The following is a 17,731-nucleotide window of genomic DNA, read 5'->3' as shown; positions in this document are numbered from 1 at the left end:
CCGCCGTCAGGACACCGGCTCCCCATAACGCGCCGTCGGTGGACAGCACCCGCACCTGACCCCGTTCCGGACCCACGGCAATCGTCTCCCCCGAACGCCATACGTGTTCCCGTGCACCTCGGCCCAGTGTACGAGGGGCGCCGGCTTCGGGAGGCGGGCTCGATGTCGGAGCACAGGCAACCTCGGCGGGCTTTCGCCCCTCCTAGGAGGCGAACCCCACGGAACCCGAACAGGAGTGCCCGTTGGCCCGTCAGCTGTCCCGTCGCCGTTTCATGGTCTACACCCTCGCGGCGTCCACCCTGACCGTCGCGGCCCCCCTCGCCTGCGACGCCCCGCCCGCCGAGGGCGCCGAACCCGCCCGCCGTTCCTCCGACGTGCTCGTGACCGGGACCGACGAGGAGATGCTGGTCCTCGAGGTCACCGCGGCCAACCGGATCGTCGTACGGCTGCCGAGGGTCGAGGTCGGGCAGGGGGTGACCACCGCGGTCGCGATGATGATCGCCGAGGAGCTGGACGCCCGGCTCGCCGACATCGACATCCCCCTCGCCGACGCCCGCACCAAGGGCAACCAGTACACGGGCGGCTCCAGTTCGGTGCGCTCGCTGTACGGCCCGGCCCGGCAGCTCGCGGCCACCGCGCGGGCCAGACTGGTCACCGCGGCGGCCCGGCTCTGGCACGTCCCCGCGCGGCTGCTGCGCACCAAGGACACCAAGGTGTACGCGCCGGACGGACGCTCCGCCACCTTCGGCTACCTCACCGGGTACGCCGCCGCGATCCGGGTGCCCGCCGTGTCCGCCAAACCCAAACCGGCCTCCCGGCACAAGGTGATCGGGCGGCCCACGACCCGTATCGACGCCCGAGACATCGTCACCGGCAAGGCCCGCTACGCCGGGGACCTCGAGGTGGCCGGGGCCAAGCCGACCGTGGTGGCGCGTCCGCCCACGCTCGGCGGCACGGTGGTCTCCCTCGACGACGGCGCGGCGCGGGCGATGCCCGGGGTGCACGCCGTGGTGCGGATCGCGGGCGGGGTCGCCGTGGTGGCGGAGACCTTCCACCACGCCTTCCAGGCCCGGGACGCCCTGAAGATCACCTGGAGGCCTGGCCCGCTCGCGGCGCTGTCCGACGCCGACATCCGCCGCCGGCTGCAGGCCGCCGTGCCCCGCCTCGCCACCCCGCCGCGCGGATCGGCGCAGGTGGAGGGCGAGTTCGAGTTCGCCTTCGTCAGCCACGCGCCGATGGAGGTGCTGACCGCGGTGGCGGACGTGCGCGCCACCAAGGCCGAGATCTGGTTCTCCTCCCAGACCCCGATGGACGCCCGCGACGGCATCGCCGCGGCGGTCGGACTGCCCGCCGCGAAGGTCAAGGTCCATGTGATGCGCGGCGGCGGCTCGTTCGGCCGGCGCCTCGACTCCGACGCCGCCCTGGAGGCGGCCCTGATCTCGAAGGCGGCGGGCCGCCCGGTCAAGCTGATGTGGAGCCGCGCCGACGACATCCGGCACGGCCGGATGCGCCCGGCCGGCCGGCACCGCGTCCGCGCCAGCCTCGCGGGCGGCCGTGTCGTGGCCTTCGCCCACTCCATGGCCTCGGTGAGCGAGGAGTACGACGGGAAGGGCACCGTGAAACGGGCGTCGTTCGCGTCGGCCGCCGGACCGCTGCCCAGCGACAGCGGCCTGTACAACTTCGGCGCCCTGTCCGGGGACTACGGCTCCGTCGGACTGGCGAGGATCCCGCTCGGCGCCTGGCGGTCGGTGGACTCCGGGACCTCGCGGACGGCGGAGGAGATCGTCGTCGACGAGATCGCCGTACGCCTCGGCAAGGACCCGGTCGCGTTCCGCCGTACGACACTGCGCAGCAAGGCCGTCCGGGCCGTGCTCGCCAAGGCGGCGGCCGCCGGGCACTGGGGCCGCGCCCTGCCGGCCGGGCACGGTCAGGGGGTCGCCGTCCACGAGGAGTACGGCTCCTGCGTGGCCTGCCTGGCCGAGATCGACGCCACCGACCCGAAGCACCCCCGGGTGACCCGGATGGTGATGGCCGCCGACGTGGGCACCGCCGTCAACCCGCGCGGACTTCAGGCCCAGCTCATGGGCACCGCGATCGACGGCATCTCCACCGTTCTGACGGCCGGCCTCCACATCGACCGGGGTGCCGTCCGCGAGAGCAGCTACGCCGACTTCCGCTACGCCCGCCAGCGCGACGCCCCCCTCCGCTTCGAGGCGTACATCATGCCCTCGCAGGCGGAACCGGGCGGCGCGGGCGAACTCGGCGTCCCGGCTGCGGCCGGCGCCGTCGCGAACGCGTACGCCCGTGCGACCGGCACCCGACCACGCCGCTTCCCCCTGAACTTCTGACGTCCCGAAGAACGTCCGACCGAACTTCCCGGAAGGTGCCGATGCCCTCCTACTCCTTCGTCCTCAACGGCAAGCCGGTCACCGTCGAGGCGCCCGCCGACATGCCGCTGCTGTGGGTGCTGCGCGACCTGCTGAACGTCACCGGCCCCAAGTACGGCTGCGGGGTCGGCGTCTGCCGCGCCTGTACGAGCCATCTGGACGGCGCCGAGATCCAGCCCTGTGTCGTACCGGTCGCCGACTGCGCGGACCGCGAGGTCACCACCATCGAGGGCCTGGCCGACGGCGACCGGCTGCACCCCGTCCAGCAGGCCTGGCTGGAGTGCGACGTGGCGCAGTGCGGCTTCTGCCAGCCCGGCCAGATCATGGCCGCGGCGGCCCTGCTGCGGCGCACGGCCCGGCCGACCGACGCCGACATCGACCGCATCGAGAACGTGTGCCGCTGCGGCACGTACCCCCGGATCCGCGAGGCGATCAAGAAGGCGTCGGCGAACGGCTGAGGCCCCACCGGCCCCACCAGCCCCACCGGCCCCACCGGCCCCGCCGGTCCCCGTCACCACAGCGCCTGCGGTTCGCCGGGGACGAAGGGCACCGGCCACTCCTGGGCCGAGCACAGCAACAGGGCCACCGCGGCGGCGATCACCAACAGCCGTACCCAGACGTCGAATCCGCCCGCCGGGGCCGGCGGCGGCGAGGAGGAGTAGGGGCGGGGGCGGTGCCCGGACCCGAAGCGGCCGCCCCGGGCCCGGCGCACGCGGTACGCCCACCCCACCAGCAGCGCCAGACCGACCGCCGACAGACCGGCCAGCCAGCCCGCGGCCCAGCGCGGATCGCCCCCGAGCCGCCGGTCCGCGTCCAGCAGGGCGCCGTGGAAGTCGCCCCCGGGCAGATAGGGGAACCGGATCTCGCCGCCGTGGCCCGTCCACAGGGCGAGGGCGAGCAGTCCGCCCGTGAGCAGCACACAGCCCGCGCCCACGCCCGTCGCGGGCCCCGGCCGGCGCTGGCGCAGCACCACGGCCAGCAGCACCACCGCGAGCGGCACGCTCAGCACGTACTGGAGGTCCGCGGCCGTACTCGCATAGCGCGCCGACCGGGTCTCGGGCGTCCCGTCCGCCCAGGTCAGCCAGGCCGTCGTGGCCACGTACACGCCGGCCAGCGACGCGACGAACAGGACGGCGGCGGCGACCACGTCCGCGGCCAGCGCCGTCACCGCCGACAGCACCCGGCCCACGCCCGACACCACCAGGCCCACCGCCGCCGCGGCGCTGTCCAGCGCCTCCGCGGCCTCGGCCCGCCGCCGCTCGTTGCGCCCGCCCGGCTTGCGCAGCTCGGCCAGCCCGTCCGTCTCCGCCGCCTTGAGCAGCATCCGGGCGAGCACCAGCCGGGCGGGCGTCTCCCGGTCCCGCACCGCCGCCTCGGACAGCCGCATCCACCAGTCGCACGCCTGCATCCGCGTGGTCCGGCGCCGGGCGGCGATCCGCCGCCGCTCCCACCGGACCGTCTCCGGGTCGAGGACACTGCGCAGCAGCAGCGCCCTCGCCTCGTGGCGGTGGTGCAGGGGCGCCAGCAGGCCGAGCGCGGCGGAGGACGAGCCCGGGCCGAGCGCGGCGGTCAACTCCGCGATGCAGGAGCGCAGTTCCTCCTCCGCGCGGGGCAGCACGGCCGCCGCCTCGGTGAGGACCTCGCAGTGCTCGGCGCAGTTCCCGTGCCCGAGGGCGGTCCGGGAGGCGCACGGGTGGGAGGCGAAGACGCGCAGCAGGTCCCCGCTGACGACCGCCGCCACCCGCTGGTCCTGCGGGGTGGTGGAGGCCGCGCGTGCGCACAGGGCCGGCGCGTCCGCGGGGCCGTCGGCGAATTCCGGCGGGGCGTCGCGCAGGACCGCGGCACGGAAGGTCGCCGCCCTGACGGCCGCCTCCCGCAGGTCCGCGGCCGGCTGGGCGACCAGGTACTCCGGGATGCCGCCGCTGTCGAACTCCCGCTCCAGCCAGGTGCGCAGCGCGGCGAGCCGGGGCGGGGACAGGAACAGGGCGAGAGCGTCCTCCCAGAGCGGTCCGGTCATCGCGCGGGCCGCGCTCTCCAGGTCGTGATGGGTCTCCCCGGCCAGCCCCAGCGGTTTGCCCGAGCGGCGGTGCGGCGGCGGCGCCGGTGGTGCGGGCGGCTCGCGGTGCACCGCGGGGGTGCCGCCCCGCAGCCAGTCGGTCACCTGGGCGTGCCCCCAGCGGTGCTCCGGCTCCCGGGTCAGCAGGCCCTGGCACAGCCGCAGCCAGCGGGTGTCCGTCACCCCGGACAGGTCCACGTCGTGCGTCGCCAGATGGGTGAACAGCTCCCGGGGGTCGCTCCAGCCGCCGGGGACGGAGTTGGGGTTGCGGCCGGTGAGGATCTCCACGACGACGACACCGAGCGACCACCAGTCCTGGCTGGGATCCCGGCGCGCGGTGAAGAAGGTCTCCGGCGCCTGGTACATCCCGGTGCCCGCCACCCCCGCGGTCTGCCAGGTGTCCCGCGCCTCCGCCATCAGGCCGAAGTCGCCGAGCGCCACGTCGAGCGGGCCGGTGGCGCCGCGCAGCAGGATGTTGCCGGGCTTGACGTCACGGTGCGTCGCTCCCCGGCCCCGGCCCAGCAGCCGGGTGTGCAGATGGTGCAGCGCGTCGGTGAGCTGCTCCAGCACCCGGCGCACCTGGGGCTCGGGCAGCCGCCCCCGGCGGGAGAGGAACTCCTTGAGCGAGCCGCCCGGGAGGTACTCCAGCACCTCCCAGGGCCATCCGCCGCTCCGGTCGGGCTCCGTACCGAAGGAGTGGACCGTGACGACATGCCGGTGGACCGCCCGCTGGAGCCCGCGCAGCACGTCGTCGGCCTGCCGGTGGGACTTGTGGTAGAGCTTCACGACCCGCTGATGGCCGCTCAGCCGGTCCAGGACCCGCAGGACCCGGTAGGTCTCGCCGCCGGTGGGCAGGTCCCCGAGGATCTCGTAGCGCTCGACGACCGCCGCCGGCACCTGCGGCCCGCCCGCGTCCCAGCCCTGCGCACCGGCCCCCGCGCGCTTGCGGGAGCCGGACTCCGGCTGCCGGGTGTAGTCCAGCGTGTCACCGTCCCGCGCGCCGCCCCCCAGGGCCTCGGTCTCGTCGTCCTCGCCGGATCCGTCGTTCGACTGTGCGCCCATGCTCCCTCGGTGGCTGTGCGTCCCCTGGTTCCGGCGGGGAATGTAGTGGCCACCGCTCCGGGCCTTTCCGTCTTTCCGGAAAGTTCATCTCATCTGATCCGAGTTCATGATTCGCCTGCGCACGGCCGGCGGCCGGATCACAATGAGGGGCTCGGCGCGTCGGATCCGCGGGAACGGGCGGGAACTGAACGGCGTCCCGGTCCGACTCGTAAGGAGGAGGCGGGATCAGCCGGGCGGAGGTCGTGGGCGGTGGTGTTCGGACGGGGGCGGGCGGCGCGGCCCGCCGGCCGCGTGGCAGCATCGGGCGACGTGAGCGTGTCCCTGGCGGTGCGGAGTCTGCGGGCGGCGGTGTTCGCCGTGCTGTGCGTGCTGCTCGCGGCCGGCGGTCATGTGCTCGCCACGGGCGTGGCGCCGCCGGTGCGGACCCAGATCGCGGCGGCCCTCGTCCTGTTCGCGGCGGGCTGTGCGCTGGGCGGGCGGGAGCGATCGCTGGCCGGCATCGGAGGCGGCACGCTCGCGTCCCAGGCCGGGCTGCACTTCGCCTTCGCCACCGCCCGGCCGCAGGCCGTGATGGTCATGCACGGCCTGCGGATGTCCCACTCCGCCGCGCATCCGCACACCCCGCACGCCACCGCCGCCCACCTCGGCGCGGCCCTGGTGCTGACCTGGTGGCTGCGGCGCGGCGAGGCCGCCGTGTGGTCGCTGCTGCGCCGGGCCGTCGCCCTCGTGCCCGGGCTCGTCGCCTGGTGGCAGGTGGCGCGGGGGGCGGGGGCCGTACCGGGCGTGCCGCGTCCCGGGCGGTCGGCGGACGGGGGAGCGGGGGCGGCGCGGCAGGCGCTGCTGCGGTACGCCGTGCACCGGCGCGGGCCGCCGGCGTGGATGTCGTACGCGATCCGCTGAGCGGATCACCTCCCGACATCACGTCCCGAGTACGGAGAGCCACTCACCCATGTCCACGACCCGCACCACCACCACCTTGCGCCGGGTCGGCGTCGTCGCCGCCCTCGCCGCCGCCGGGGTCCTCGCGGCCGCCGGCGCCGCCTCCGCCCATGTCACCGTCCACCCCGAGAGCTACGCCAAGGGAGCCACGGACGGGCTGCTGACCTTCCGTGTCCCCAACGAGGAGGACACGGCCGCCACCACCGAGGTGCAGATCTTCCTGCCCACCGACCACCCCCTCCTCGGCGTCCTCGTCTCGCCGCGGGACGGGTGGACGGCCAAGGTGACGACCACCAAGCTCAAGACGCCGGTCAAGACCGACGACGGCACCATCACCGAGGCCGTCTCCGAGATCACCTGGACCGGCGGGAGGATCACCGCCGGGCAGTACGAGGACTTCGACGTCGCCTTCGGACAACTCCCGGACAACACCGACCGGTTGGCCTTCAAGGCGCTCCAGACCTACTCCGACGGCAAGGTCACCCGCTGGATCGAGGAGGCGGCCCCCGGCGACGACGAACCGGAGAACCCGGCGCCGGTCGTCACCCTGACCGCCAAGGGCGCGGAGAACGGCGAGGACACGGCCGGCGCGACGGCCTCGGCAGCCACGAAGAGCGGCACGGGCACCGGTACCGGCACCAGTACCGCCTCGGCCGCCTCCGCCGACGACGGCGACTCGACCGCCCGCGGCCTCGCGGCCGCCGGCCTGGCCGCCGGAGTCCTGGGCCTGGCCGCGGCCGCCTTCGCCGTCCTCCGCACCCGCCCGAACCGCTCCCGGCCCGAGTAGCCCGTCCCGATCACCGTCCCGATCACCGCCCCGCCACCGGACACCCCGGTGGCGGGGCGGCGGCAGGTCAGAGCCCGGAGAGCGTCCCGCGGTGCTCGAGTTCACGCAGCAGGCGCAGCAGGCGCAGCAGGCGCAGCAGGCGCGGTCGGTGCAGGTCGAACCGGCCGGGCCGGCCCGCGTTCAAGGCACCGGGTGTGTCCTCGGCCGTCCGGCGCAGCCTCGCCGGTGTGCTTGAGTGGGGTACCGCGAGTGCCCCTCACGAACGGACCCGGCCCCATGCTCGTGCTGATCCTCGGTGGGACCACGGAGGCCCGTCGGCTCGCCGGGCTGCTGCACGGCACGCCCGGACTGGCGGTGACCACCTCGCTCGCCGGACGGGTCGCGAGCCCCCGGCTGCCCCCGGGCGAGGTCCGCGTCGGGGGCTTCGGCGGCACCGAGGGGCTCACGGCGTGGCTGCGCGAGCGGCGGGTCGGCGCGCTCGTCGACGCCACCCATCCCTTCGCCGGGACGATGAGCGCCCACGCGGCCCGGGCCGCCGCCCTCGCCGCCGTCCCCCTGCTCGCCCTGCGCCGCCCCGGCTGGACCCCGGGGGAGGGCGACGACTGGCACGGGGCCGGCTCCTCCGAGGAGGCCGCCGCGCTGCTGCCCGCGCTGGGACGCCGGGTGTTCCTCACCACCGGCCGCATGGGGCTGGCCGCGTTCGCGGGGCTGGACGACCTGTGGTTCCTCGTACGGTCCGTCGACCCGCCCGAGGGTCCCGGTCCCGCCCGGACACGGATCCTGCTCGACCGGGGCCCGTTCACCCTCGACGGGGAGCGGGAGCTGCTGCGCCGGCATCGCATCGACGTCGTGGTGACCAAGGACAGCGGGGGAGCCGCCACCGCGCCGAAACTGACGGCCGCCCGCGAGGCGGGCCTGCCGGTGGTCGTGATCCGCCGCCCCCCGCTCCCCGAGGGCGTCCCCGTCACCCCCACCCCGGAGGCGGCGGCCCACTGGGTCACCGAACACCGGTCCCGTACGGCCGGCTGACCCCCGTACCGCCTCTTCACCCCTCGGCGGTCGAAGCCGTCACTCCTCCTCACTGGCGAGGGCGTTGACCGCCGCCGCGGCGATCGCGCTGCCGCCGCGGCGGCCCCGCACCACCAGGTACTCCAGTCCGGACGGGTTGGCGGCCAGCGCGTCCTTGGACTCGGCGGCGCCGACGAAACCGACCGGCGCGCCGATCACGGCGGCGGGCCGGGGCGCGCCCGCCTCGATCATCTCCAGCAGACGGAACAGCGCGGTGGGCGCGTTGCCGACGGCGACGACCGCGCCCTCCAGCCGGTCCCGCCACAGCTCCAGCGCGGCGGCGCTGCGCGTCGTCCCCAGCTCGGCGGCCAGCTCGGGGACGGCCGGGTCGGACAGGGTGCACAGCACCTCGTTGTCGGCGGGCAGCCGCCTGCGGGTCACCCCGCTGGCCACCATCTGCACATCGCACAGGACGGGCGCGCCGCCGCGCAGGGCCTCCCGGGCCCGGGCCACGACCCCGGGCGTGTAGGCCAGGTCCCGGACGAGGTCGACCATCCCGCAGGCGTGGATCATCCGGACCGCGACCTGCCCGACGTCGGCGGGCAGCCCCGAGAGGTCGGCCTCCGCGCGGATGGTGGCGAAGGACCGGCGGTAGATGGCCGCGCCGTCCTTCTCGTAGTCGTAGCTGGTCACGGTGTTCGGCATGGCGGCGAGCATACCCAGGGCACCTGATCGTCCCCGAGGACGCTTCTGCGGCGGCCGACGCGCGCCGGTTCCTGGCCGGTGTCAGGCTGAAGGGACCAGGACCTGCGGAAGGGAATCCCCGTGATCACCACCGACCTCACTCCCGGTGTCCCCTGCTGGATCGACCTCGGCGCCCCCGATGTGCGGACCGCCGCGGACTTCTACGGTGCCGTGCTCGGCTGGGAGTACGAGCCCATGGCCGGCGAGGGGGAAGCCGGCCAGGGTGGGATGTTCAAGAAGGACGGCAGGACCGTCGCCGGGCTCGGCAAGCTGACCGAGGAGGGCGCGCGCTCCGCCTGGATGATCTACTACGACGTCGCCGACGCCGACGCCACCACCGAGGCCGTCCGGCGCGCGGGCGGCACGGTCCGGGTGGAGCCCCGTGACCTCGGCGAATGGGGTCGGATGGCGCAGTACAGCGACCCCCAGGGCGGCCAGTTCGCGGTCTGGCAGCCGGGCAGCGAGGCGGGCTTCGAGCTCGTCGAGGAGCCGGGCTCGCTGTCCTGGACCGAGCTGTACACGACCGACGCCCGGGGCGCCAAGGAGTTCTACGGCGATGTCCTCGGCTGGCGGTTCGGCGACATGGAGATGCCGGGCGGCGGCGGCACGTACACCCTCATCACCCCCGAGGGGCTCCCCGAGGAGCGGATGCAGGGCGGCCTGATGGAGGTCCGCGAGCAGGACCTCGCCCTCGCGGACGGACACCCGTACTGGCACCCGGTCTTCGCCGTCGCCGACTGCGACGCCGCCGTCACCGAGGTCACCGGCCACGGCGGCAGTGTGCAGATGGGGCCGGTGGACGCGGAGGGCGTGGGCCGTCTCGCGGTCTGCGTCGACCCGTCGAACGCCGACTTCGTGGTGCTCAAGCCCACGGGGAACTGACCGCCCCGGCCGGGGCGTCAGGCGAGCGTCACCTCCACCGGCAGCTTCTTGATGCCGTTGACGAAGTTGGAGCGCACCCGCGGCACGTCCCCGGCGAGCGTGATGCCGGCGATCCGCGGGATCAGCTCCTCGAACATGATGCGGATCTCGGTGCGGGCGAGCAGATTGCCCAGGCACAGGTGCGGGCTGCCCTTGCCGAAGGTGACGTGGTCGTTGTGGAGCCGGGCGACGTCGAGGTCGTACGGGTTGCCGAAGACCTCCTCGTCACGGTTGCCGGAGGCGTACCACATGACGACCTTGTCGCCCTCCCTGATCCGCTTGCCGCCGAGCTCGACGTCCCGGGTCGCGGTGCGGCGGAAGTGGTAGACGGGGGAGGCCCAGCGCAGGAACTCCTCGACCGCCGTCGGGATCAGCGACGGGTCGTCCTGCAGCCGGGCCAGCTGCTCGGGATGCTGGAGCAGGGCCAGCATGGAATGCGAGATGGTGTGCCGGGTGGTCTCGTTGCCGGCGACGACCAGCAGCAGGAAGTAGTTGTCGAAGTCCTGCGGCGACAGCGGCACACCGTCCCGCGGCATGGTGTTGACCAGCTTCGACACCAGGTCGGTGCCGTCCTTGCCGCGCCGTTGCCGGGCCAGCTCACGGCCGTACTCGAAGACCTCGACCGAGGCGGGGGAGCGGAACGGCAGATCGCGGTACTTCTCGCTCTCCGCGCTGTGCAGCAGCACGTCCGCGTAGTCGGGGTCGGTGTTGCCGATGATCCGGTTGCCCCAGTCGATGAGCTTCTGGTTGTCCTCCGGCGGTACGTCGAGCAGCCGGGCCAGCACGTTGATCGGGAAGTCGGCGGAGACGTCGGCGACGAAGTCGAACGTGCCCTTGGCGAGGGCCGCGTCGAGGGTCTGCGCGGTCAGCCCGCGCAGGAAGTCGCCGTAGCTGTTGATCACGCTCGCGCCGAACTGCCGCTGGATCACACTGCGCAGCGCCCGGTGCCGTACCCCGTCCAGCTCCAGGATGGAGGCGCGTTTCTTGATCTGGTCGTCGTCGACCTCCTCCAGGTTGACGAACCGGGTGGAGGTGAAGGTCTCAGCGTCCCGGTCGACACGGGCGATGTCGGCGTGCCGGGTCACCGCCCAGAAACCGGAGTTCGGGGCCTCCTCGGGCTGCCAGTGCACCGGGTCCTCGTGGCGCAGGGTGTGGAACATGCGCCATGGGGTGACGCCGTCGGTGAAGTTGTCGAGGTCGGCGAGGTTCACGTCCGCGAGGGGCAGCGGCTCGTGCGCGGCGGCGGGGGTCAGGATCTCGGTCATCGATGGGTCCTCGGTGTCACAGGTGGTAGGCGTACTCGGTGAACTCCCAGTCGGTGACATGCCGTTGGAAGCGTGCGACCTCGTTCCGCTTGTAGGTGAGGTACGCGGTGGTGAAACCCTTGCCGAGCAGCTCGATCAGGGCGGTGTCCGCCTCCAGCGCGTCGAGCGCGGCGGACAGGGTGGGCGGCAGCAGGGCGGAGCGGGCGGTGTCGTAGCCGTAGCCCTCCAGCGGCGCCGGGGGCTCCTCGCCCGCCCGGACGCCGAGCAGGGCCGCCGCGAGCGTGCCCGCGATCAGCAGATACGGGTTGGCGCTCGCGTCGCCGAGCCGCAGCTCCAGCCGGGCCCCGGAGCCGCGCTCCGGCGGGATCCGGAGCATGGCGCTGCGGTTGTCCAGCCCCCAGTCGATCAGCCAGGGCGCGAGGGTGTCGGGGCCGAAGCGTTTGTACGAGTTCACGGTCGGGTTGGCCAGCGCCGCGAGCGCGGGGGCGTGGGCGAGGACACCGGCGACGGCGTGCCGGGCGGTGGCCGACAGCCCGTACGCCCCGGCCGGGTCGTCGAAGACGTTCGCCCCGCCGGCACCCCCGCCGGCACCCCCGCCGACACCTTCGCCGGCACCCCCGCCGACACCTTCGCCGGCACCCCCGCCGACACCTTCGCCGGCACCCCCGCCGACACCTTCGCCGGCACCCCCGCCGACATCCTCGCCGGCACTCCCGCCGACACCCTCGCCGGCACTCCCGCCGGCACTCCCGCCGACACCCCCGCCGGCACTCCCGCCGGCACTCCCGCCGGCGTCCCCGCCGAGGTCCCCGCCGAGGTCCTCGCAGGACAGATGGAGGTGGAAACCGGAGCCGCCCGCGTCGCCGAACGGCTTGGCCATGAACGTGGCGAGCCTGCCCTCCCCGCGGGCCAGCTCCTTCACGGCGGCCTTGAAGCGGAAGGCGCGGTCGGCGGCGTCCAGGGCGCCGGAGTGGGTCAGATTGATCTCGTACTGGCCGCCGTCGAATTCGTGGTTGCCGTTGGTGACGCCGATCCGCAGGTCGCGCAGCAGACGCAGGGTGCGCAGCAGATGGTTGTCCGGGTCGGCGCGCAGACCGGCCGTGTAGACGGCGCCGGTCGTCTCCGGCGAGCGGCGCCAGCCGGTGGGGGCGCAGGGGGCGGGCTCCAGCAGGAAGTACTCCAGCTCGGGGCCGACGACCGGGCGGAGACCGTGTTCGGCGCACCGGGCCAGGACGGACCGCAGCAGGTCCCGCGGCGACTCGGGGGCGGGGGCCGAGGTCGCCGGGTCGGTGACCTCGCCGAGACAGGTCGCGACGCCCGGTTCCCAGGGGAGCACGGTCAGCGTGGACAGGTCGGGGCGGACGCACACATCCGGCAGACCGGCGTCCACGCCGCCCGCGACCGGGACCACGTCTCCCTGGGGCGAGGTGTGGTAGACGGCGCGGCAGAAGGCCAGGCCGTGGGCGCAGGCCGCGGGCAGATGGTCCAGCAGGACGTCACGGGCCCGGTCCGTGCCGATGAGGTCGGGGTAGATCACCCGCACCACGTCGACGCCCTCGGCGGCGAGCCGCTCCATGTGCCGGCGGATGTCGGGGATGTCTGATGCGCTCACCGAAGTCTCCTTGAGCGGATGGGCGGGGACTTCCTCGAAAGTCGTTTGGTCCCGAACGGTATGGAGTGGTGGCATCGCCCGCAAGAGGGTGGCCCGGAAAATTTATCCACCTGGATAGGTATTGACCAGCGCCGGGCGGCTTCCTATGTTGTTTGAAGCCAAATGAGTTGAGAGCGGAGGACCGGCCATGAAGGTCGTCGTCGACATGAACAAGTGCCAGGACCACGGTCAGTGCGTCTTCGCGGCCCCCGACGTCTTCTCGCTGGACGACGGCGGGCGCCTGGCCTACGTCCCCGACCCCGACGACGCGCTGCGCGACGAGGTCGAGGAGGCCGCCGACGTGTGCCCGCTGCAGGCCATCCGGATCGAGGACTGACCGCCATGACCGCACGCATCGTGGTCGCCGGCGCCTCCCTGGGCGGGCTGCGCGCCGCCGAACAGCTGCGGGCGGCCGGCTGGACCGGGGCCGTCACGGTCGTCGGCGACGAACCGCACATGCCCTACAACCGGCCCCCGCTCTCCAAGGAGGTCCTGGCCGGCCGGGCCCCCTTCGCGTCGCTCGCCTTCACCCCGAAGGCGGCCGCCGCCGACGTCGAGTGGCGGCTCGGCACGAAGGTCGTCGGGGCGCGCCTCGACGAGCGGACCGTCGCCCTCGACGACGGTTCGACGCTGTCGTACGACGGTCTCGTCGCCGCCACCGGCATGCGCCCCCGCCGGCTGCGCTGCCCCGGCCCGCTCACCGGCCGTCACACGGTCCGCACCCTCGCCGACGCGCAGGGGCTGCGCGACGAGCTGACCCGCCCGGGCGTCCGGGTGGTCGTGGTGGGCGCCGGGTTCATCGGCTGCGAGGTCGCCGCCACCGCCGTGGGCCTCGGCGTCCGCGAGGTGACCGTCGTCGATCCGCTGCCGCTGCCCATGGCCGGCCCGCTCGGCGAACTGCTCGGCCGGGCCCTGCGGAAGCGGCACGAGGAGCGCGGGGTGCGCTTCGCGCTCGGCACGGGGGTCGCCGGGTTCGAGGGGGAGGACCGGGTGACCGGAGTCGTCCTCGACGACGGGCGGGTCCTCGCGGCCGACGTGGTCGTGGAGTCGGTCGGCTCGCTCGCCAACGTCGAATGGCTGGAAGGCAACGGGATCGACCTGTCCGACGGTGTGCTCACCGACGAGCAGTTGCGGATCGGCCGTCGGCCGGAAGCCGTCGCGGTCGGCGACGTGGCCCGCTTCCCCAACGCCCGTTACGACGGCGTACCCCGCCGTGTCGAGCACTGGTCGATCCCCACGGACACCGCCAAGCACGCGGCGAAGGCGCTCGTCGCCCATCTCCTCGGCCAGGACCGGGAGGCGGCCCCGTTCGCGCCGCTGCCCACCTTCTGGAGCGACCAGCACGACTTCCGGCTCCAGTCCTTCGGCGCACCCGTCCTCGGCCTCGAGGACGTCCGTGTCCTGGAGGGCGACCCGGACGGCGACCCGGACGGGGACGTCCTCGTCGGCTACCACCGCGCGGACCGGCTCGTCGCAGTCGTCGCGCTCGGCGGCCAGGCCGCCGCGAGGGGCGCCGCCCGGTACCGCGCCCAGTTGCTCCAGCAGCCCGCCCTCACCGCGTAAGGAACCCCGTCATGTCCGCTGCCGCTGTCCGTGGCTTCTTCTTTCCCAAGACCGCGACGGGCGCCTCGTCGCTCGTCCCGTCCCCGCCGTGGCGCTACTCCGGCGACCTGCTGACCGTCGAGTACCGCACGGATCCCGCTCGGGTGCGCGAACTGCTGCCCGAGCCCCTGGAGTTGGCCGACGAGGACCCCGGCGCGGTCGCGCTCATCTGGGCCGACTGGCAGTCCTGCTCGGCGTCGGGGGCGGAGCTGCTCGACCCCGTCCTCGCCCAGTACAAGGAGGCCTTCGCGGTCGTCCGCTGCCGGTACCGGGGGCAGACGTACTCGCGGTGCGTCCACATCTGGGTCGACAAGGACTTCGCGATCGCCCGGGGGCTGCACCAGGGCTACCCGAAGAAGCTCGGCTCGATCCACCAGACCCGGCCGCATCCGTACGGGCCCGCGCCGCGGATCGAGGCGGGCGCCCGCTTCGGGGCGACGCTCGCCGCGGCGGACCGCCGGCTGGCGCAGACCGTGGTGACGCTGCGGGAGCCGTCCGCGACGAACGGGTTCGTGAACGGGCATCCGATGGCCCATCACCGGTGGCTGCCCTCCATCGAGAAGGGGAAGGGGCTGGCGCTCGACGAGCTGATCGAGTCCGGGGCGGCGTCCTTCGAGGGCGGGCAGGCGTGGGTCGGGGACGCGGAACTGGAGCTGTTCGAGGCGCCCACCGAGGAGTTGGCCCGGCTGGAGATCCGGGAGCCGATCGCCGCGTACTACCGGCAGGTCGGGGTGGTGTGGGACGGCGGTCGTCTGCTGGAGGCCGGGACGTCGGGGGCGGGGGCCGAGTGAGGTTCGTGGTCGGGCGCGGGTGCGTGGGGGCTTGTCGCGCCCACGCGGCGGAGCCGCATATCGATACGGCCCGCGCCCCTGGGTGGGTCAAGTTCCCCTCGTACAGAAGGAACCCTTTCCATGTCTGACAAGATCGTCATCGGCGGTGTCTCCGTCGACACCCGGCACTGGATCGGTGGGGAGCGTGTCACCTCCGGTGGCACCTTCACCGATCACTCGCCCATCGACGGCAGTGTGCTCGGCGAGATCTCCCGGGGTACGCCCGCGGAGGCCGCCGCCGCCGTCGCCGCGGCCAAGGCCGCCTTCCCCGGCTGGGCCGCCACCCCCCGTGCCGAACGCGCCCGCATCCTCCATGCCATCGCCGACGGGGTCGAGAAGCGGCTCGAAGAGCTCGCCGTCGTCGAGACCACCGACAACGGGGCGCTGCTGCGGTCCCACCGTCGGGGTGTCATGCCCCGCGTCGCCCACAACTTCCGGTTCTTCGCCGACTGGCTGCTGACGCTCGGGCACGAGGACTTCGACACCCGCGGACACACCAATCACGTGTCCTGGGACCCGGCGGGGCCGTGTCTGCTGATCACCCCGTGGAACGCGCCGCTGATGCTGGCCACCTGGAAGGTCGCCCCGGCCCTCGCCGCCGGGAACACCGTGATCCTCAAGCCCGCCGAGTGGTCCCCGCTCACCGCCTCCCTCCTCGCGGACATCGCCGCCGAGGCGGGGCTGCCCGCCGGGGTGCTGAACGTCGTCCAGGGCTATGGCGCCGAGATCGGCGACGCCCTCACCTCGCACCCGGACGTGCGCCGGATCAGCTTCACCGGGTCCGTGCCCACCGCCCGGCGGATCGCCGCGTCGGCGGCCACGAATCTGACGCCTTTGAGCCTCGAACTCGGCGGCAAGTCACCGCTGCTGGTGTTCGCCGACGCGGATCTGGACCTCGCCGTGGACCTCGCGGTGGAGCAGTACGACAACGCCGGGCAGGTCTGTCTCGCCGCCACCCGGTTCCTCGTCGAGGAGTCGGTCGCCGAGGAGTTCACCCGGAGGTTCGTCGAGAAGGCCACCGCCCTGACCCAGGGAGACCCCCGGGACGAGGCCACCGACATCGGGCCGAACATCCATCCGCGTCAGTTGGAGAAGATCGACGGGTTCGTGCAGCGGGCCCTGGCAGCCGGTGCCCGTGCCGTGATCGGCGGGCACCGCCTCGACGGGCAGTTCTACGCGCCGACCCTGCTCACCGATGTCCGCCAGGACAGCGAGACCGTCCAGGAAGAGGTCTTCGGGCCCGTACTCACCCTCCAGACCTTCGCCACCGAGGAGGAGGCGGTCCGGCTCGCCAACGACACCCGGTTCGGGCTGGCCGCCACCCTCGTCACCGGGGACCCCGGCCGCGCGGACCGGGTGAGCGCACAGCTCGTCGCGGGCACGGTCTGGGTCAACTGCTTCTTCGTCCGCGATCTCCAGGCGCCCTTCGGTGGCTCCCGGCACTCCGGCGTCGGCCGTGAGGGCGGCACCTGGAGCTTCGACTTCTACTGCGACCTGAAGAACACCGTGACCGCGCCGAAGGGGTGGACGGACCGTGGGTGAGATCGTCGGGGCCGGGCTGCTCGCCCATGTGCCCACCATCGTGCTGCCGGAGGCGGACCGGCTCGAACTCAACGAGGGCAAGGAGATCACCCTCGTCACCGGGCTCCGGCAGCTGCGTGAGGACGTCTTCGCGCGCGACGACTACGACACCGTCGTCGTCCTCGACTCGCACTGGGCGACGACCGTCGAGTTCGTCGTCACGGCCCAGCAGCGCCGGGCCGGGCTGTTCACCTCCGAGGAGCTGCCGCGGGGGATGTGCCGGATGCCGTACGACTTCCCCGGCGACCCCGAACTCGCCCGCAACGTAGAGAAGTTCGCCGACAAGCACGGCACCTGGATCACCGCGATCGACGACGCGTACCTGCCGATCTACTACGCCACCATCAACCTCTGGAAGTTCCTCGGGGAGGGGCTCCCGGACAAGCGGTGGGTGACGATCGGGGTCTGCCAGACCGGTGACATGGAGGACCATCTGCGCCTCGGGCGGGCCCTCGCCGACGGAATCGCCGCCACCCCCGGCCGCCGCGTCCTGCTGATCGCCTCGGGCGCCCTCTCGCACACCTTCTGGCCGCTGCGCGAACTGCGCGACCACGAGGCCAGCGACCCGGTGCACATCCGCACCCCCGAGGCCCGGGAGGCGGACCACGAGCGCATCGCCTGGTTCAAGGAGGGCCGCCACGACAAGGTCCTCGACACCATGGACGCGTTCTGGAAGGTCAAGCCGGAGGCCAGGTTCTTCCACTACCTGATGATGGCCGGCGCGCTCGGCGAACAGGCCTGTGCGGCCCGGGCCCGTCAGTACGGGGAGTACGAGAACTCCGTCGGCACCGGCCAGGTCCATCTGTGGTTCGACCGCCCGGCCGACGGTTGGACCGGCACACAGGCGTCCGTGAACGCGGCGCCCCACCACCCGCACCGTCGCTCCTAGGAAGGCCGT

At 73.7% G+C, this 17,731-nt stretch carries 15 protein-coding genes; 11 read left to right on the top strand and 4 right to left on the bottom strand.

The genetic code is table 11. The annotated features are described in order from the left end of the window. Nucleotides 1-272: 272 nt before the first annotated feature. Together ABZ464_RS25700 and ABZ464_RS25695 are read left to right on the top strand one after the other, a co-directional pair. Entirely contained in the window at nt 273-2,348 is a 2,076-nt protein-coding gene (locus tag ABZ464_RS25700) for a molybdopterin cofactor-binding domain-containing protein (RefSeq protein WP_359280272.1), read from the top strand. Nucleotides 2,349-2,389: 41 nt separating this feature from the next. After that, a complete protein-coding gene (locus tag ABZ464_RS25695) occupies nt 2,390-2,845 on the top strand; it encodes a (2Fe-2S)-binding protein (RefSeq protein ID WP_359280131.1) in 456 nt (151 codons plus the stop codon). Between the two features lie 53 nt (nt 2,846-2,898). On the opposite strand, the gene ABZ464_RS25690 is transcribed toward ABZ464_RS25695, so the two are convergent. Next, nucleotides 2,899-5,505, bottom strand: a complete 2,607-nt coding sequence (locus tag ABZ464_RS25690) for a serine/threonine-protein kinase (protein WP_359280130.1) — start codon at nt 5,503-5,505, stop codon at nt 2,899-2,901. Nucleotides 5,506-5,814: 309 nt separating this feature from the next. Between ABZ464_RS25690 and ABZ464_RS25685 the strand changes: the two genes are divergently transcribed. From ABZ464_RS25685 to ABZ464_RS25675, 3 genes are all read left to right on the top strand, one after another. Then, nucleotides 5,815-6,405, top strand: coding sequence for a hypothetical protein (locus tag ABZ464_RS25685; RefSeq protein ID WP_359280128.1), 591 nt, complete (start codon nt 5,815-5,817; stop codon nt 6,403-6,405). A gap of 49 nt (nt 6,406-6,454) precedes the next feature. Beyond that, complete coding sequence (locus ABZ464_RS25680) at nt 6,455-7,231, top strand: YcnI family protein (protein ID WP_359280127.1); 777 nt, start codon at nt 6,455-6,457, stop codon at nt 7,229-7,231. Nucleotides 7,232-7,507: 276 nt separating this feature from the next. Next, nucleotides 7,508-8,260 (top strand): cobalt-precorrin-6A reductase, encoded by a 753-nt coding sequence (locus ABZ464_RS25675; RefSeq protein WP_359280125.1) that lies wholly within the window; start codon nt 7,508-7,510, stop codon nt 8,258-8,260. A gap of 39 nt (nt 8,261-8,299) precedes the next feature. Here ABZ464_RS25675 and ABZ464_RS25670 read toward each other — a convergent pair whose 3' ends face one another. Next, nucleotides 8,300-8,944 (bottom strand): precorrin-8X methylmutase, encoded by a 645-nt coding sequence (locus tag ABZ464_RS25670; protein WP_359280123.1) that lies wholly within the window; start codon nt 8,942-8,944, stop codon nt 8,300-8,302. Nucleotides 8,945-9,064: 120 nt separating this feature from the next. Between ABZ464_RS25670 and ABZ464_RS25665 the strand changes: the two genes are divergently transcribed. Beyond that, nucleotides 9,065-9,865 (top strand): VOC family protein, encoded by an 801-nt coding sequence (locus ABZ464_RS25665; RefSeq protein WP_359280122.1) that lies wholly within the window; start codon nt 9,065-9,067, stop codon nt 9,863-9,865. A gap of 17 nt (nt 9,866-9,882) precedes the next feature. Here ABZ464_RS25665 and ABZ464_RS25660 read toward each other — a convergent pair whose 3' ends face one another. Both ABZ464_RS25660 and ABZ464_RS25655 read right to left on the bottom strand, forming a co-directional pair. Further along, nucleotides 9,883-11,169: a cytochrome P450 gene (locus ABZ464_RS25660; protein ID WP_359280120.1), complete on the bottom strand. Its 1,287-nt coding sequence runs from the start codon at nt 11,167-11,169 to the stop codon at nt 9,883-9,885. A gap of 16 nt (nt 11,170-11,185) precedes the next feature. After that, nucleotides 11,186-12,781, bottom strand: coding sequence for a glutamine synthetase family protein (locus ABZ464_RS25655; protein ID WP_359280118.1), 1,596 nt, complete (start codon nt 12,779-12,781; stop codon nt 11,186-11,188). A gap of 187 nt (nt 12,782-12,968) precedes the next feature. Here ABZ464_RS25655 and ABZ464_RS25650 point away from each other — a divergent pair, with 187 nt between their 5' ends. The 5 genes from ABZ464_RS25650 to ABZ464_RS25630 all read left to right on the top strand — a co-directional run bounded on the left by ABZ464_RS25650 (nt 12,969) and on the right by ABZ464_RS25630 (nt 17,722). Continuing rightward, nucleotides 12,969-13,157: a ferredoxin gene (locus ABZ464_RS25650; RefSeq protein WP_359280117.1), complete on the top strand. Its 189-nt coding sequence runs from the start codon at nt 12,969-12,971 to the stop codon at nt 13,155-13,157. Nucleotides 13,158-13,162: 5 nt separating this feature from the next. Then, nucleotides 13,163-14,383: an NAD(P)/FAD-dependent oxidoreductase gene (locus ABZ464_RS25645; protein ID WP_359280115.1), complete on the top strand. Its 1,221-nt coding sequence runs from the start codon at nt 13,163-13,165 to the stop codon at nt 14,381-14,383. A gap of 11 nt (nt 14,384-14,394) precedes the next feature. Further along, the gene (locus tag ABZ464_RS25640) at nt 14,395-15,213 is read left to right on the top strand and encodes an acetoacetate decarboxylase family protein (protein ID WP_359280114.1); all 819 of its coding nucleotides are present in this window, start codon (nt 14,395-14,397) and stop codon (nt 15,211-15,213) included. A gap of 120 nt (nt 15,214-15,333) precedes the next feature. Further along, complete coding sequence (locus ABZ464_RS25635) at nt 15,334-16,794, top strand: aldehyde dehydrogenase (RefSeq protein ID WP_359280113.1); 1,461 nt, start codon at nt 15,334-15,336, stop codon at nt 16,792-16,794. Beyond that, nucleotides 16,787-17,722: a 3,4-dihydroxyphenylacetate 2,3-dioxygenase gene (locus tag ABZ464_RS25630; RefSeq protein WP_359280112.1), complete on the top strand. Its 936-nt coding sequence runs from the start codon at nt 16,787-16,789 to the stop codon at nt 17,720-17,722. Before ABZ464_RS25635 ends, ABZ464_RS25630 begins: the two co-directional genes overlap by 8 nt. Nucleotides 17,723-17,731: the final 9 nt, after the last annotated feature.

Origin of the sequence: Streptomyces sp. NPDC005820 (assembly GCF_040630255.1) — a bacterium.
GTDB lineage: Bacteria > Actinomycetota > Actinomycetes > Streptomycetales > Streptomycetaceae > Streptomyces.
Note: the sequence above shows the minus strand (reverse complement) of the source record. Positions and strands in the feature narration are given on the sequence as shown.

What these genes read in the sequence shown, in the direction of transcription:
- ABZ464_RS25700 (WP_359280272.1), top strand. Translation starts at nt 273, where the DNA reads ATGGTCTACACCCTCGCGGCGTCCACCCTGACCGTCGCGGCCCCCCTC.
- ABZ464_RS25695 (WP_359280131.1), top strand. Translation starts at nt 2,390, where the DNA reads ATGCCCTCCTACTCCTTCGTCCTCAACGGCAAGCCGGTCACCGTCGAG.
- ABZ464_RS25690 (WP_359280130.1), bottom strand. Translation starts at nt 5,505, where the DNA reads ATGGGCGCACAGTCGAACGACGGATCCGGCGAGGACGACGAGACCGAG.
- ABZ464_RS25680 (WP_359280127.1), top strand. Translation starts at nt 6,455, where the DNA reads ATGTCCACGACCCGCACCACCACCACCTTGCGCCGGGTCGGCGTCGTC.
- ABZ464_RS25675 (WP_359280125.1), top strand. Translation starts at nt 7,508, where the DNA reads ATGCTCGTGCTGATCCTCGGTGGGACCACGGAGGCCCGTCGGCTCGCC.
- ABZ464_RS25670 (WP_359280123.1), bottom strand. Translation starts at nt 8,944, where the DNA reads ATGCCGAACACCGTGACCAGCTACGACTACGAGAAGGACGGCGCGGCC.
- ABZ464_RS25660 (WP_359280120.1), bottom strand. Translation starts at nt 11,169, where the DNA reads ATGACCGAGATCCTGACCCCCGCCGCCGCGCACGAGCCGCTGCCCCTC.
- ABZ464_RS25650 (WP_359280117.1), top strand. Translation starts at nt 12,969, where the DNA reads ATGAAGGTCGTCGTCGACATGAACAAGTGCCAGGACCACGGTCAGTGC.
- ABZ464_RS25645 (WP_359280115.1), top strand. Translation starts at nt 13,163, where the DNA reads ATGACCGCACGCATCGTGGTCGCCGGCGCCTCCCTGGGCGGGCTGCGC.
- ABZ464_RS25640 (WP_359280114.1), top strand. Translation starts at nt 14,395, where the DNA reads ATGTCCGCTGCCGCTGTCCGTGGCTTCTTCTTTCCCAAGACCGCGACG.
- ABZ464_RS25635 (WP_359280113.1), top strand. Translation starts at nt 15,334, where the DNA reads ATGTCTGACAAGATCGTCATCGGCGGTGTCTCCGTCGACACCCGGCAC.